The organism is Sphingomonas populi (assembly GCF_004208535.1).
GTDB classification, from domain to species: Bacteria; Pseudomonadota; Alphaproteobacteria; order Sphingomonadales; family Sphingomonadaceae; genus Sphingomonas; species Sphingomonas populi.
The window spans coordinates 91,113-105,244 of sequence record NZ_SGIS01000002.1 but is presented as its reverse complement, the minus strand read 5'-3'; the positions used below and the strand labels follow the sequence as shown (position 1 = coordinate 105,244).

General features: G+C 66.6%; 16 protein-coding genes. 7 read left to right on the top strand and 9 right to left on the bottom strand.

Going from position 1 to position 14,132, the window contains the following annotated elements; translation table 11 throughout:
• Positions 1-32: 32 nt before the first annotated feature.
• On the top strand, positions 33-1,367 hold the full coding sequence (locus EWE75_RS01845; protein WP_130154998.1) for a bifunctional folylpolyglutamate synthase/dihydrofolate synthase: 1,335 nt from the start codon (positions 33-35) through the stop codon (positions 1,365-1,367).
• Positions 1,368-1,427: 60 nt separating this feature from the next.
• A complete protein-coding gene (locus EWE75_RS01840; RefSeq protein ID WP_130154997.1) occupies positions 1,428-1,856 on the top strand; it encodes a DUF6628 family protein in 429 nt (142 codons plus the stop codon).
• Between the two features lie 17 nt (positions 1,857-1,873).
• On the opposite strand, the gene EWE75_RS01835 is transcribed toward EWE75_RS01840, so the two are convergent.
• The 8 genes from EWE75_RS01835 to gatC form a co-directional block, all read right to left on the bottom strand.
• Entirely contained in the window at positions 1,874-2,617 is a 744-nt protein-coding gene (locus tag EWE75_RS01835) for a tetratricopeptide repeat protein (RefSeq protein ID WP_231708154.1), read from the bottom strand.
• 179 nt (positions 2,618-2,796) lie between these two features.
• Complete coding sequence (locus EWE75_RS01830; protein WP_231708153.1) at positions 2,797-4,479, bottom strand: AmpG family muropeptide MFS transporter; 1,683 nt, start codon at positions 4,477-4,479, stop codon at positions 2,797-2,799.
• Between the two features lie 67 nt (positions 4,480-4,546).
• Complete coding sequence (locus EWE75_RS01825; RefSeq protein WP_130154995.1) at positions 4,547-5,176, bottom strand: peptidylprolyl isomerase; 630 nt, start codon at positions 5,174-5,176, stop codon at positions 4,547-4,549.
• Entirely contained in the window at positions 5,173-6,648 is a 1,476-nt protein-coding gene (gatB, locus tag EWE75_RS01820) for an Asp-tRNA(Asn)/Glu-tRNA(Gln) amidotransferase subunit GatB (protein ID WP_130154994.1), read from the bottom strand. The genes EWE75_RS01825 and gatB overlap by 4 nt, the downstream gene beginning before the upstream one ends.
• Positions 6,641-7,057, bottom strand: coding sequence for a type II toxin-antitoxin system VapC family toxin (locus EWE75_RS01815; protein ID WP_130154993.1), 417 nt, complete (start codon positions 7,055-7,057; stop codon positions 6,641-6,643). Before EWE75_RS01815 ends, gatB begins: the two co-directional genes overlap by 8 nt.
• The gene (locus tag EWE75_RS01810; RefSeq protein WP_130154992.1) at positions 7,054-7,353 is read right to left on the bottom strand and encodes an AbrB/MazE/SpoVT family DNA-binding domain-containing protein; all 300 of its coding nucleotides are present in this window, start codon (positions 7,351-7,353) and stop codon (positions 7,054-7,056) included. Before EWE75_RS01810 ends, EWE75_RS01815 begins: the two co-directional genes overlap by 4 nt.
• A 44-nt stretch (positions 7,354-7,397) precedes the next feature.
• Positions 7,398-8,882 (bottom strand): Asp-tRNA(Asn)/Glu-tRNA(Gln) amidotransferase subunit GatA, encoded by a 1,485-nt coding sequence (gene gatA / locus EWE75_RS01805; protein WP_130154991.1) that lies wholly within the window; start codon positions 8,880-8,882, stop codon positions 7,398-7,400.
• A gap of 106 nt (positions 8,883-8,988) precedes the next feature.
• Positions 8,989-9,276, bottom strand: a complete 288-nt coding sequence (gatC, locus tag EWE75_RS01800; RefSeq protein WP_130154990.1) for an Asp-tRNA(Asn)/Glu-tRNA(Gln) amidotransferase subunit GatC — start codon at positions 9,274-9,276, stop codon at positions 8,989-8,991.
• A 115-nt stretch (positions 9,277-9,391) separates the two neighbouring features.
• Here gatC and EWE75_RS01795 point away from each other — a divergent pair, with 115 nt between their 5' ends.
• Both EWE75_RS01795 and ruvX read left to right on the top strand, forming a co-directional pair.
• A complete protein-coding gene (locus tag EWE75_RS01795; protein WP_130154989.1) occupies positions 9,392-10,492 on the top strand; it encodes a DUF3089 domain-containing protein in 1,101 nt (366 codons plus the stop codon).
• A gap of 91 nt (positions 10,493-10,583) precedes the next feature.
• The gene (gene ruvX, locus EWE75_RS01790; protein WP_130154988.1) at positions 10,584-11,045 is read left to right on the top strand and encodes a Holliday junction resolvase RuvX; all 462 of its coding nucleotides are present in this window, start codon (positions 10,584-10,586) and stop codon (positions 11,043-11,045) included.
• Positions 11,046-11,055: 10 nt separating this feature from the next.
• On the opposite strand, the gene EWE75_RS01785 is transcribed toward ruvX, so the two are convergent.
• Entirely contained in the window at positions 11,056-11,616 is a 561-nt protein-coding gene (locus EWE75_RS01785) for a YqgE/AlgH family protein (protein WP_130154987.1), read from the bottom strand.
• A 96-nt stretch (positions 11,617-11,712) separates the two neighbouring features.
• On the opposite strand from EWE75_RS01785, the gene EWE75_RS01780 reads away from it, so the two are divergent.
• The 3 genes from EWE75_RS01780 to EWE75_RS01770 all read left to right on the top strand — a co-directional run bounded on the left by EWE75_RS01780 (position 11,713) and on the right by EWE75_RS01770 (position 14,102).
• Positions 11,713-12,192 carry a peroxiredoxin gene (locus EWE75_RS01780; RefSeq protein WP_130154986.1) on the top strand — a complete coding sequence of 160 codons (480 nt, stop codon included), beginning with the start codon at positions 11,713-11,715 and terminating at the stop codon, positions 12,190-12,192.
• Positions 12,193-12,262: 70 nt separating this feature from the next.
• Positions 12,263-12,586, top strand: a complete 324-nt coding sequence (locus tag EWE75_RS01775) for a hypothetical protein (protein WP_130154985.1) — start codon at positions 12,263-12,265, stop codon at positions 12,584-12,586.
• A 67-nt stretch (positions 12,587-12,653) separates the two neighbouring features.
• Positions 12,654-14,102, top strand: coding sequence for an AMP nucleosidase (locus EWE75_RS01770; RefSeq protein WP_130154984.1), 1,449 nt, complete (start codon positions 12,654-12,656; stop codon positions 14,100-14,102).
• Positions 14,103-14,132: the final 30 nt, after the last annotated feature.

The window sequence follows — 14,132 nt, the reverse complement described above, 5'->3', positions numbered from 1 at the left end:
TCCCCAACGGGGAGAGGGCTTTAGGTATTTATATGCCCGATCACGCCACCTCCTCCGCACCTGCCGTACAAGCCCAGCTCGACCGGCTGTGGGCGCTCTCGCCGGGTGCCGACATCCTCGGGCTGGAGCGAATCACCGCGCTACTCACGCGGCTCGGCGATCCGCATCTGCGGCTGCCGCCGGTGTTCCATGTCGCCGGCACCAACGGCAAGGGGTCGACCTGCGCGTTCCTGCGCTCCGCGATCGAGGCGGCGGGGCTTACTGTCCACGTCTATACCAGTCCGCACCTCGTCCGCTTCAACGAACGCATCCGCATCGCGGGCAAGCTGATCGAGGACGACGCACTCGCGACACTACTCTCCGAAGTGCTCGACCACGCCGACGGCATCGGCGCGAGTTTCTTCGAGGTGACGACGGCCGCCGCCTTCCTCGCCTTCGCGCGCGCGCCGGCGGACGCGTGCATCATCGAGGTCGGACTGGGCGGGCGGCTCGATGCCACCAACGTCATCCCCGCGCCCGCTGTTACGGGCATCGCGCAACTCGGCATCGATCATCAGGCATTCCTCGGCGACACGGCCGAGGACATCGCCGCCGAGAAGGCCGGAATCGCCAAGCCCGGCGTGCCGCTGGTGACGATGGCTTATGCCCCCGGCGTGACCGGGCGCATCGCGCGCGCCGCCGAACACGCCCAAGCCCCCGTGATCGCGCTCGCCCGCGACTGGCGCTACAGCGTCAGCGATCACCTCCATTACGAGGACGCCGCCGGCCCCCTCGCCTTGCCGCTGCCGCGCATGGCCGGGCCACACCAGCCCGGCAATCTCGCGCTCGCGACGGCGATGCTGCGCCACCAGCGCGCGCTCGACATCCCGGGCGAAGCCTGTCGCATCGCCGCGCGCGACACGACCTGGCCGGCGCGGATGCAGCGGCTCGCGCCGGGTCCGCTCGTCGATCTGCTCCCGCCGGGCAGCCAGCTCTGGCTCGACGGCGGGCATAATCCTGCGGCGGCCGGCGCGATCGCGGCGACGCTCGAGTCACTGGCGCATCCCGGCATCGGGCGCGGCGAGGTGCATCTCGTGCTGGGGATGCTGTCTAATAAGGATGTCGCCGGACTGCTCGCGCCCTTCGCGGCGCTCGCCACCACGCTGTACGCGGTGCCGGTGCCCGATCACGACCATCACGCCCCCGCGACGCTCGCCGGCGTGGCGCGCTCGCTCGGCATCGCCGCGCATACTGCTGATGACGTGCTCGCCGCGCTCGCCGATATCGCGCAGATCTCCGACCCAGCCGAGCCGCCGATCGTACTGATTCTCGGCTCGCTATATCTCGCCGGAGGCGTTCTCGCGGCGAATGGGCAAAGCCCCGACTAATTGCGATTGACTTGCAATAGCGGACTTGTCAGTCTCTCTTCTATCGCAGGAGAGCAGTTGATGACGATCGCCCCGACCACCGCACTGACGCTTCAAGACATGCCGGCATGCGACCATGCCCGCCTGTTCCTGTTCGCCTTCCGCCGGATGGGCGCGCACGGCCTCAACGACGCGAACGCCGCCCACGCGATGCTGCGCGCGTTCGGCACGGCGTATCGCCGCCCGCTGATGGTGATGCGCGCGCTGATGGCCGATGTCGCGACCCAGACCAGCGTCACGATCGCGATCGCGCCGTGCTGCTTCAACCGGATCACCCACGCTGAGGCGGCGATGCTGACCATCCTCGCGCGCGTCGAGCGCGAACCGGCGGCGGCGGCTTTGCTGCTCGCCGACCTGCTCGGCATGCGGCGCGTCGATGGCGTACTGGCCAGCACGACGGCGGTTGCGGCGGCGTTCGCGGATGCGGGGCACCCGATCGGGCGGGGGTGACCGCCCGGGCGCGTCGATCAGCCCCGCAATTCGCGCAGCCGCTCCGTCGCCCAGCGGTACATGTCTGCCTCGGCGGCGCGCTGCTGGCGGGTGAGCAGCCGCATCCGGCTTTCGACCTCCTCCAGCACCTCGCGGGCGCGGCGGACCTGCCCCTGTTCGATCAGCAACGCGGCATACCGGCACCGCCCCTCCTCGCCCGGCAAGCGCGTGATGAGATCGTCGAACAACGCAATCGCCTCGTCCGTGCGTCCGAGCGCCTCGAAGATGCGTGCGCGCAGCAGCCCCTGCCGGTCGCGGTCGCTCTGCGCGCTGGCGGGCGGATTGGCGTCGAGCGTCTCCAGCGCGCCCTTCGCATCCCCGGTCTCGAACTGCGCGCGCGCCAGTTTCTCCCCGGTACGCATGTCGCTAGGGCCGCGAGCGATCGCCTCGCGATAATAAGGCAGCGCCTCGTCGTGCCGGCCGAGTGCGGTGAGCGCATCGGCCATCCGCAAGCGATTCGCTGCGGTGTCGGTCATGTCGAGCGCGGCACGCGCGGCGCGGATCTCGCGCTCCGGGTCGAGCGCGGCCGAAACGTTGGCGCGCGCGGTGCGGACGTGGCGGTTGTTCTGCAATCGCGGCAGCACCTCGACGATGACATAAGCGACCGTGCTGGCGACCGGCAGGAATACCAACGCCATGATCCAGAGCTGATTGCGACCGTTGCGGATGACATCGACCACGCACGCGATCTGGATGGCGAGGACGAGCAAATATACGATCACGCCAAATCTCCCCGATAATCGCCAAGCGGCGGACGCGGCGGCAGTCCCACGGCGGCGGACGGTGAATCGCATTCAACGTCGGGAGCAGGCGCTCGACCCTCGACGTAACTGCGCTGCGTCCAGCGGTAGATCGCGCGGATAACCCAGAACACGACCATGAAGGGCAGAACGTGCATCGCTCAGGCCGCCTCGCCCGTGCCCCCGGCTTCGGCGGCGCGTGCGACCCGCGACGCGCGCCACCATTCAAGCAGCACGAACACAATCGCCAGCAGCCCGACCGCCGCGACATAGCGGAACACCGTCGCATAGCCGAGCTTGTCGAACATCTCGCCGGCCAGCCCGCGCCCGAGCGATCCGATCAGGAAGGTCAGCGACGAAAGCACCGCATATTGCACGGCGGCGAACTTCTTGCTGACGATGCTCGAAAGGTACGCGACGAACGCCGCCAGCGCGAGTCCGGTCGAGACGTTTTCGTAGCAGATCGTCAGCAGCAGCCGCGCCATCCGCTCGTCACTGCCGAGCGCGACCGCGAGATGGTCGAGCTGGAGCGCGCCCAGCACCATATCGATATAGGGCGCCCCGTCGGCGAGATCGGCGTAGAGGAAATTGCCGAAGATCGGCAGGATCGCGCCGACCAGCACGGTCGGGAAACGCCCGACCTTGACGAACAGGAAGCCACCGAGCGCGGTGCCGAAGATCGTCATGATGATGCCGAACACCTTGGAGGCGAACGCCACCTCGTCCTTGGTGTAGTGCAGGAAATCGAGGTAGAACGGGTACGCGAACGAGGCCCACACGTTGTAACAGAGCGCATAGGTGAGGATCAGCCCGATCACGATCAGCACGCCCCAGCCGAGCCGCTCGGCAAGGTCGGCGAGCGGCGCGATCAGCGCGCCGTAAATATGGTTCGCCACCGTCCGAAACGGGAAGTGCGTGGTGTCGGCCTCAGTCTGTACGCCATGCCCGCGCGCCTTGAGCCAGTTGACCCAGCCCGCAACGCCAAGCGGCACCAGCACCGTTGCGACGACGATCGCCGGGCCGTAGAATTTGAGGAAATCCGCCGGCGACGGCCTTGGCACACCCGGCACCGGCTCGGCCAGCATCGAGACCATGAAGCTGACCAATGTCACGATCGCCCATGTCCAGCTCGCGCCGACGATCAGCAGCGCCACCGCCCGCAGCCTCGGCTTGACCTCGCCCGCATCGGACAGGGCATCGACCGCCGCGTTCGAAGGGCGCAACGTATCGGGCGCGGCGAGCGCGAGCAGGAGCATCAGCGTCATCACCCCCGCCATGACCAGATACACGGTCGGCCATGACATGCGCGACGCCATATACAGCGCGATGGCGCCGCCGACGATGCTCGCCAGCCGGAAACCGAGCTGGTTGATCGCCGAAAGCACTTCGACCGGTGTCGTCTCGTCGGCGACGTCGATCCGCCAGCCGTTAATCGCGATGTCCTGAGTCGCAAACGCGACCGCGCCGAGGAAGGCGAACGCCGCGAAATGGCCTATATCGATAGCGGGGTTGGTCGTCACCAGCCCGAGAAAGGCGATGATGATGATCGCCTGGCACAGCACGATCCAGCTCTTGCGCCGCCCCAGCCGCCCGAGCAGCGGCAAACGCAGCCGATCGACCAGCGGCGACCACAGGAAACTGAACGCGGTGGCGAGGCCGATCCACGACAGCACGCCGATCGTGGCGAGCGTGATGCCGACTTCGCCCAGCCATGCGTTGAGCGTTCCGATCAGCAGCGCGAACGGCAACCCCGAGGAGAAGCCCAGCGCCAGCATCGATGCCGATTTTCGTGTCTTGAGCGCCGCGACGAACAGCCGCCAGCCCTTTGGTCGCTCAATCGCCAACCTTCATCCCCACAGATATGCCTTGGGTGGGTCTAGGCGGCGGCGCCGGTCAGGGCAACTGGTGCCGTCAGTCCTTCACCCGCCGCGCGCTCACCACCGTGATGGGTGCTTCGGGCACTTGCCCCTGGAACGCGCCGCGCCGCGTCGCGGTCGGCGAGACCGGCGCGTCGAGGATCTTCACCACCACGTCCATCCCCTCGACGACATGGCCGAACGCGGCATAGCCTTGGCCATCCGCCGGCTGGCCATGTCCGGCGTCGAGCGACGGCGTCTGATCGCCGACGCTGATCGTGAAATCGCCGCGTGCGGTGCCGAGCCCGAGCCGGGCGACCGAAATCGTCCCTTCGGTATGGTGCAGGCCGGTTTCGCTGGTCGGTTCATGCTTGATCGGCGGCAGCGTGCGCTTGGCGTCGCCATCGGTGCCGAACTGGACGAACCCGAAGCGATCGGCGACTTTCACGGTGCGATAGAAAACGATGCCGTCGAGCTTCTTCTGATCGACGTAGCGCAGGAAGTTCGCGGCGGTGACCGGCGCCTTGACCGTCTCCACTTCGATCACGATCCACCCAGCGCTCGTCTCCAGCGCGACCCGCGGCAGCGCGGAGGCGGGCGTCGCGAGCGGCGCGGGGCTGGTTTGCGCAGCCGCCGGCAGCGCGAGCGCCGCCAGCAGTCCAGCCATCACCAGCCGCCGCATCATGCCAGCGCCGTCTTGAGCAGTTCGTTGACGACCTGCGGGTTGGCCTTGCCGCCCATCGCCTTCATCGTCTGGCCGACGAAGAAGCCGAACAGCGCCTCCTTGCCACCCTTGAACTGCGCGACCTTGTCGGCGTTCTTGGCGAGCACGTCGGCGATCACCGCCTCGATCGCGCCGGTATCGCTGGTCTGCTTGAGGCCACGCTCCTCGACGATCGCGTTCGCGCCCTGCCCGGTTTCAAGCATGATCTCGAACACCTGCTTGGCGAGCGTGCCCGACAGCGTGCCGTCAGCGACCAGGCCCAACAGCTCCGCCGCCTGCGACGGGCTGACCGGCGAGGTCTCGATGCTCTTGCCCGTGCGGTTGAGCGCGCCGAACAGTTCCGATGTCGTCCAATTCGCCGCCGCAACCGGCTTGGCGCCCGCCTCGAGCAGCGCATCGAACCAGCGCGCCGCCTCGACTTCCGCCGTCAGCACCGCCGCCTGATACGGCGTGATGCCGCCGGCCTCGTAGCGCTTGCGCTTGGCGTCGGGCAGTTCGGGCAGGCTTGCGCGGCATTCCGCCAGGAACGCGTCGTCGAGTTCGACCGGCAGCAGATCGGGATCGGGGAAGTAGCGATAATCGTGCGCGTCTTCCTTCGACCGCATCGATCGCGTCTCGTTGCGATCGGGGTCGTACAGCCGCGTTTCCTGAACGATCCGGCCACCGCTTTCGAGCACTTCGACCTGACGCTTGGCCTCCTGCTCGACCACCGCCATCACGAAGCGCACCGAGTTGACGTTCTTGGTCTCGGTCCGCGTGCCGAACGGCTCGCCCGGCTTGCGCACCGACACGTTGACGTCGGCGCGCATCGATCCCTGATCCATATTGCCGTCGCACGACCCGACATACCGCAGGATCGAGCGCAGCTTGGCGAGATACGCCCCCGCTTCCTGCGGCGAGCGCATGTCCGGCTTGGAGACGATCTCCATCAGTGCGACGCCCGATCGGTTGAGATCGACGTAGCTGCGCGTCGGATGCTGGTCGTGCATCAGCTTGCCGGCATCCTGCTCGACATGGATACGCTCGACGCCGATCGTCTTGCCCGAAGCGTCGGGATTCTTGTCGTCGAGGCTGATGTCGATCGCGCCCTCGCCGACGATCGGGTGATAAAGCTGGCTGATCTGATAGCCCTGCGGCAGATCGGCGTAGAAGTAATTCTTGCGATCGAACCGCGACCAGCGGTTGATCTGCGCGTCGATCGCCATGCCGGTCCGCACCGCCTGACGGATGCACTCGCGGTTCGGCACCGGCAGCATCCCCGGCATCGCCGCATCGACGAGGCTGACCTGCGTGTTCGGCTCAGCCCCGAAGGCGGTGGCGGCGCCAGAGAACAATTTGGCGTTGGACGTGACCTGCGCATGCACTTCGAGGCCGACCACAACCTCCCAGTCGCCGGTTTCGCCTGTGATCGTGTAGGTAGAGGCTTCAGTCATGCTCGGTCTCGGGGGTAATGAGGGTCAGTTCAGGGAAATAGCGGCGATACAGGCGCGGGTCACGGGTAAGCAAGGACATGCCCAGCGTTAGCGCATGTGCACCGATGAAGAAATCGGGCAACACCCGACGAATCGCATCATCCCCGCGATTACGCCGATATCCTTGAAAGCGCGTCCCGGCGAGAAACGCACTCGCTTCATCGAGGGGCACGACAGCCATACTCATTACGCCAAGCGCGCTCTGGAGAGATTCGAGGGTATCGAAATTGCGGCCTAATTCCGCAACAACGATGGCATCGATAACAGCACCAAGTCCGGCGGCCGCAGACAGGGCATTGGCAGACCAGCGAAACCAGACCGGGTCCTTGTCGAACACATCAATGATGACGTTGGTATCGACAAACGTCACAGCGGATCGTGACGCCAGGGACGAATTTCATCCATATAGTCATCGGTCGATGCGAAGCCGGTCTTGAATTTTCCCGCAATCGCCTCGATCGCCGCCGCCACCCTTGCGACTCGTTCTTCCGGCGTTTCGGCGCGTTCAGGCGGCACTATTATGACCTCACCGCGATCGTTGAGTCCGACGCGCACCGGGCCGTTGGGCACCAGTCCAGCCCGTTCGCGCAACGCCTTGGGGATCAACACTTGCCCCTTGCTCGTCATGTTGGTCTCGACCGGATCAACCGGAGCGTGCGCGTTCATCATTTGCCTCCAGTGTTACTCAAAGTAACACTTTCATCGCACGATTACCACCACGCCTCCGGCCGCGCCACGAAGCCAGCGCGCTGTTCGATCGCGAGTCCCGCGTTCAGCACGCCCTGTTCGTCGAGCGGGCGGCCGATGATCTGCAGGCCGAGCGGCAGGCCCTGCGCGTCGAGCCCGCCCGGCACGCTCATTGCTGGCAGGCCGGCCAGCGAAGCCGGCACGGTGAACACGTCGTTGAGGTACATCGCGATCGGATCGGCCTGTTTCTCGCCGAGCGCGAACGCGGCCGACGGCGCGGTCGGGGTCAGCAGGTAATCGCACTTTTCGAAGGCATGTTCGAAATCGCGCGCGATGAGCGTGCGGACCTTCGACGCCTGGGTGAAATAGGCGTCGTAAAAGCCGGCCGACAGCACATAGGTGCCGATCATGATGCGGCGCTTGACCTCGTCGCCGAAGCCCGCAGCGCGGGTCGCCGCATACATGTCCTGCAGGTTCGCGCCTTCGGGCAGGTCGCGCAGGCCGTAGCGCACGCCGTCGTAGCGGGCGAGGTTGGACGACGCTTCGGCGGGCGCGATGATGTAATAGGCCGGCAGCGCGTATTTGGTATGCGGTAGCGATACCTCGATCACCTCGGCGCCGGCATCCTTCATCCAGGCGATGCCCTGCTGCCACAGCGCATCGATCTCGGGCGGCATGCCCTCGACGCGGTATTCCTTCGGAATGCCGATCGTCTTGCCGCGAAGATCGGCCGATAAACCCGCTTCCCACGCCGGCACGGCCAGATCGAGCGAAGTCGCGTCCTTGGCGTCGAACCCGGTCATCGCTTCGAGCAGGATCGCGCAGTCGCGCACGTCACGCGCCATCGGCCCGGCCTGATCGAGCGACGAGGCGAACGCCACCACGCCCCAGCGCGAGCAGCGGCCATAGGTCGGCTTGATGCCGGCGATGCCGGTGAAGGCGGCGGGTTGGCGGATCGAACCGCCGGTATCGGTGCCGGTCGCGCCCGGGCACAGCCGCGCCGCGATCGCCGCAGCCGAGCCACCAGACGAGCCGCCCGGCGTCAGCGCGGCATTTCCGCCATCGTTGCGCTTCCACGGCGAGATCACGTTGCCGAACGCGCTCGTCTCGTTCGACGAGCCCATTGCGAACTGGTCCATGTTGAGCTTGCCGAGCATCCCCGCGCCCGCCGCGAACAGCTTGCCGGAGACGGTCGATTCATAGGTCGGCGTGAAGCCTTCGAGAATCAGGCTGGCGGCGGTGGCGGGCACGCCCTTGGTGCAGAACAGATCCTTCATGCCGATCGGCACACCGGCGAGCGGCTTGAGCGTCTCGCCCGCCGCTTTCGCGGCATCGGCCGCGTTGGCAGCGGCGAAGGCGTGGTCTGGCGTCTCGACGAGGAAGGCGTTGAGTGCCTTGGCGGCGCTGACCTTGGCGACAAACGCCTCGGCCACGTCGCGCGCGGAGAAACTGCCCGCGCGCACGCCGTCGCGGATGGCGGCTACGCCGAGATCGGTGAGGTCGGTCATGCGAAAAATCCCGTCGCCCCGGCGCAGGCCGGGGCCGTTGTGTAATTTGGCGAGCCGCTCGCGATATACGCAGCGGCCCCGGCCTGCGCCGGGGCGACGTAAGCCATCACTCGATCACCTTGGGCACGGTGAAGAACCCATGCTCCGCCTGCGGCGCGTTCGCCAGCACCGCGTCACGCACGTCGCCGTCGGTGACGACGTCATCGCGCAGGCGCAGATGGTTGGGGATCACGGCGGTCATCGGCGCGACATCGGCGGTGTCGACCTCGCCGAGTTGCTCGATCCAGCCCATGATATTGTCCAGCTCCGGCGCGAGCCGGGCGGCGTCTTCTTCGGTGATCGCAATGCGGGCAAGGCTCGCGATCTTCTTCACGGTGGCGATATCGACTGACATGGCCGTGCGGCTAGCATCGCCAGCGGAACCCATCAACCTCTACGCGGGCGATTGCGCAACGCGCATCCTTGCGCCAACCCCTCGACTCCCGCCCGCCGTGATGGAACAGCACGCTATGGCACGAAAGTTTCTGTATGCGTTCGCCGTCCTCATCATGCTGACGGTCGCCGGCGGTTTCGCCCTCAACGCCTTCCCGACGCTGTTCATGCGTATGACGATGGTGCCGGGCGGCGGCGTCGATGCGCTGCCGCCGCCGGCATCCTACGACGATGCGAAGATGTGGCTCGCGCGGCCCGACAAGCCGGGAAACCCGGCGCTGTGGACGCCCGCCGGCTACAAACCCGGCGCGCGGCCGCAAGCGGCGGTGTTCTTCATCCACCCGACCTCGTATCTGGTCCGTACCCATTGGAACGCGCCACTCGACGATGCCGAGGCGAACACGCGCGCGGCGATCTTCCTCAGGGGCCAGGCAAGCGCGTTCAACGCCATCGGCGCGGTCTGGGCGCCACGCTACCGGCAGGCGGCGTTCGGGGCATTCCTGACATCTCAGGCCGACGCGCAGAAAGCGCTCGATTTCGCCTATCGCGATGTCGCCGCCGCGTTCGACGCTTTCGTGCGGCAAGCCGGCGACCGACCGATCATCCTCGCCGGCCACAGCCAGGGGGCGCTGCATCTGACGCGGCTGCTGCGCGAGAAGATCGCCGGCACGCCGCTCGCGAAGCGGATCGTCGCGGCCTATGTCGTCGGCTGGCCGGTGTCGCGGATCGCCGATCTGCCGAAGATGGGACTGCCCGAATGCACCCGTGCCGATCAGGCCGGCTGCATCCTGTCGTGGCAGAGCTTCGCCGAACCGGCCGATCCGTCGCTGATCCTCGACACGTTCGATGCCTCCACCGGCTTCACCGGCGCACCCCGCAAGGGCAGCGCGATGATCTGCACCAATCCACTGACCGGCACCCCCGATGCGACCGCGCCGGCCACCGCCAATCTCGGCACACTCCTGCCGTCGAGCGATCTCAGCACCGCCGACATCGCCACGGGTCTGGTCGGCGCGCGCTGTGCCGGTCGCGGTCTGCTGATGATCGGCGCGCCGCCCGCGATGGGTGGGTTCGTGTTGCCGGGCAACAACTACCACGTCTACGATTACAGCCTGTTCTGGGCGAACGTCCGCGCCGATGCCGCGCGGCGGCTGGCAGCGTTTGAGGTAAAACCATGATTTCCGTATTCTACCCGGTTCGTCCCGAGCGACGTCGAGGGACAGTGGCGCACGGTGCCTCGACGTCGCTCGGCACGAACGAGAAGCGCAGATGATCACCACCGACCCCGCCACCTTCCGCGAGGCGCTCTCCACCGGCGGTCGCTTGCTCGGTCTCGATGTCGGCACCAAGACGATCGGCACCGCTTTGTGCGACTCGGAGTGGTCGTTCGCCTCGCCCGCGTTGCTGATCCGGCGCACCAAGTTCACCGCCGACAAGGTGGCGCTGGTCGCCATGATCGCCGAACAGCGCGTCACCGGCCTCGTCATCGGCCTGCCGATCAACCTCGACGGCAGCGAAAGCCCGCGCTCGCAGAGCACCCGCGCCTTCGCGCGCAACCTCGCCGATCTCGAACTGCCGATCCTGCTGTGGGACGAACGGTGGTCGACCCAGGCGGTCGAGCGGCAGATGATCGCGGAGGATATCAGCCGCGCCAAACGCGCCGAGCGAGTCGACAAGCTCGCCGCCAGCTACATCCTGCAAGGCGCGATCGACGCATTGGTGCGCGTCTGATCACCCGCCCTCAAGCCCGCCCGGTCTCGCTGCCGAGCAAGCGCGGATCGATGCCGATCCGCTTGAAACCACTCTCCCACCGCGCTTGGGCCGGATTGTCGAACAGCAGGTCGGCATCGGCGGGCGCGTTCAACCAGCCGTGGCGGGTGAGTTCGCCTTCCAACTGCCCAGCGCCCCAGCCAGCATAGCCGAGCGCGACCAGCCAGCGGCTTGGCCCCTTACCCTCGGCGATCGCACGCAACACGTCGATCGTGCCCGACAGCGACCAGCGGCCGGCGACGTCGATCGTATCCTGCCCGCTCCAATCGGACGTGTGCAGCACGAAGCCACGTTGCGGCTCGACCGGACCGCCGAAATGCACCGGCGCGTCGGGCACATCGCCCGGCGTAATCTCGAACTGCGCCAGCAGCGCGTGCAGCCCGAGATCGGCGATCACCGCGCCAGTGCCGACACCGAGCGCGCCATGCTCGTCATGCGCGCACATCGCGATGGCCGCGCGCTCGAAGCGCGGGTCGCCAATACCCGGCAGCGCGAGCAGCATCTGTCCGGTCAGGTAAACTTCCGTCTGCATCCTTGCGATCATAGTCGCGCCGACGCGGGCGTCACGCTTGAAATGGCACCGGGGAGCGGCGACTTAGGGCGCGACGACCCTTCCAAGGAGATTCCCATGACGATCACCATCGGCGACCGCATCCCCAGCATCACGCTCACCAAGGTTACCGCCGATGGGCCGGACCAGATCAGTTCCGACGACTATTTCGCCGGCCGCAAGGTCGCGCTGTTCTCGGTGCCCGGTGCGTTCACGCCGACCTGCTCGGCGCGCCATCTGCCCGGCTATGTCGACAAGGCCGGTGCATTGAAGGCGAAGGGCGTCGATGAAATCGCCTGCACCGCCGTCAACGACGCCTTCGTGATGAAGGCGTGGAGCAAGGATGCCAGCGCCGACGCCATCACCATGCTCGCCGACGGCAGCGCCGACTTCGTCACCGCACTCGGCTTGACGATGGACGCGTCGAAGTTCGGCATGGGCACGCGTGGCCAGCGTTTCTCGATGCTCGTCAACGACGGCGTGGTCGAGCAACTCAACGTCGAGGCACCGGGCGAGTTCAAGGTGTCCGCCGCAGAATATCTGCTCGACGAAATCTGATCGGTCATTGCGGTCATGGAACGCCCGCGCGCCCGATCCGTTGATCGCGCGACTCAAGGAGGGTTGTTCCATGACCGACACCACCAAGACCGAAGCTACGGGTAACACCGATACGCCCACGACCGAATCGATCATCGACCAGGCGAGCGCCACCGCGCAGGAAGCCGCCAAGACCGTCGCCGACACAACGGCGTCGCTGCTCGGCCAGGCCAAGGACGCGATCGGCCAGGCGGTCGAGACGACGATCGAGGCCGTTAAGGAGCATCCGGTCGCTGCCGCCGCGATCGGTGCCGGCGTTGCCGCTACCGTCGCAGGCGCGGCCTATGGCGTGTCGAAGCTGCTCGAAGAAGACGAGACACCGGCCAAGGGCACCAAGGGAAAGGCGAAAGCCTGAACTCCCGCGAGAGCGGCGTCGCTTGCGCTGTCTTGCCAGCGTAACGGCGCTGTTCTAGCCCCGGTGGATGACGACAGCATCCACCCCAGCCGTGAAAATCGTCGCCGAACTGGAGCGGCTTTATGCCGCTTCGGTCGCGCGGCTCCAGGCGGCCCTGAACGCATACCTCGATACCGGCGCATTGCCCGATCCGGCGAGCCGCCGCGACGGCAGCTTCGCCTATCCCGAAATCCACGTCCGCTATGACGGCGGCGCAACCACGGTGCCGCCACGTTCGTTCGGGCGGCTGGTTTCGGCCGGCGAATACCGGATCAGCGTCACCAAGCCGGCGATGTTCGCGGACTATCTGACCGAACAGCTTACGTTGTTGATCGAGGATTACGACGTCTCGGTCGAGGCGGTGCCGGGGCGGCAGGAGATTCCCTTCCCCTATGTGCTCGACGCGGGCTACGCGTTGCGGCTCGATACCGTCTCCGCAGTCGAGCTGGCCCGCTACTTCCCGGCGACCGAACTCGCGCATATTGGTGATGAGATCGCTGACGGACTCTACGCCATCCCCGATGGCATCCGCCCGCTCGCGCTGTTCGACGGCCTGCGCACCGATTTTTCGCTGGCACGGTTGCGGCACTATACGGGCACGCCGCCCGAGCATGTCCAGCGCTTCGTGTTGTTCACCAACTACCACCGCTATGTCGATGAATTCATTCGCTGGGCGTTCGGACAGCTTGGCGAGGGCTCACGCTTCATCGCGGTTTCCGGCGCCGGCGGGGTGACGCTGCGCGCCGGCGACGATGTCGAAGCGTTCATGGCCGATACCAGCGCGTGGCGGCGGCACCAGATGCCCGCCTATCACCTGATGGCGGCGGACGGCACCGGCATAACTTTGGTCAACATCGGCGTCGGCCCTGCCAACGCCAAGACGATCTGCGACCATCTCGCCGTGCTGCGCCCGGAGGCGTGGCTGATGATCGGCCATTGCGGCGGTTTGCGGCCGAGCCAGCGGATCGGCGACTATGTGCTCGCCCACGCCTATCTGCGCGACGACCATGTCCTCGACGATGTGCTGCCGCCCGAAATTCCGGTGCCTGCGATCGCCGAAGTGCAACTCGCGATGGCGCGCGCCGCCGAGACGATCTCGGGCCAATCGGGTGAGGAACTCAAGCGCCGGCTTCGCACGGGCACGATCGTTACGACTGACGACCGCAACTGGGAATTGCGCTATTCGAAGTCGGCACTGCGCTTCTCGCTCAGCCGCGCGGTTGGCATCGACATGGAAAGCGCGACGATAGCGGCGCAGGGCTATCGCTTCCGCGTGCCGTACGGGACGCTGCTATGCGTGTCCGACAAGCCGCTCCACGGCGAGTTGAAATTGCCCGGCCAGGCCAACCGCTTCTACGAGCGTGCGATCGCCGAGCATCTCAAGATCGGCATCGAAGCGTGCGAGGAACTGCGCCGCGAAGGGGCGAAACTGCACTCGCGCAAGCTGCGCGCTTTCAACGAGCCGCCGTTCCGCTAAGACGAGGGAAACTCGCGGCCATCCGTGCGT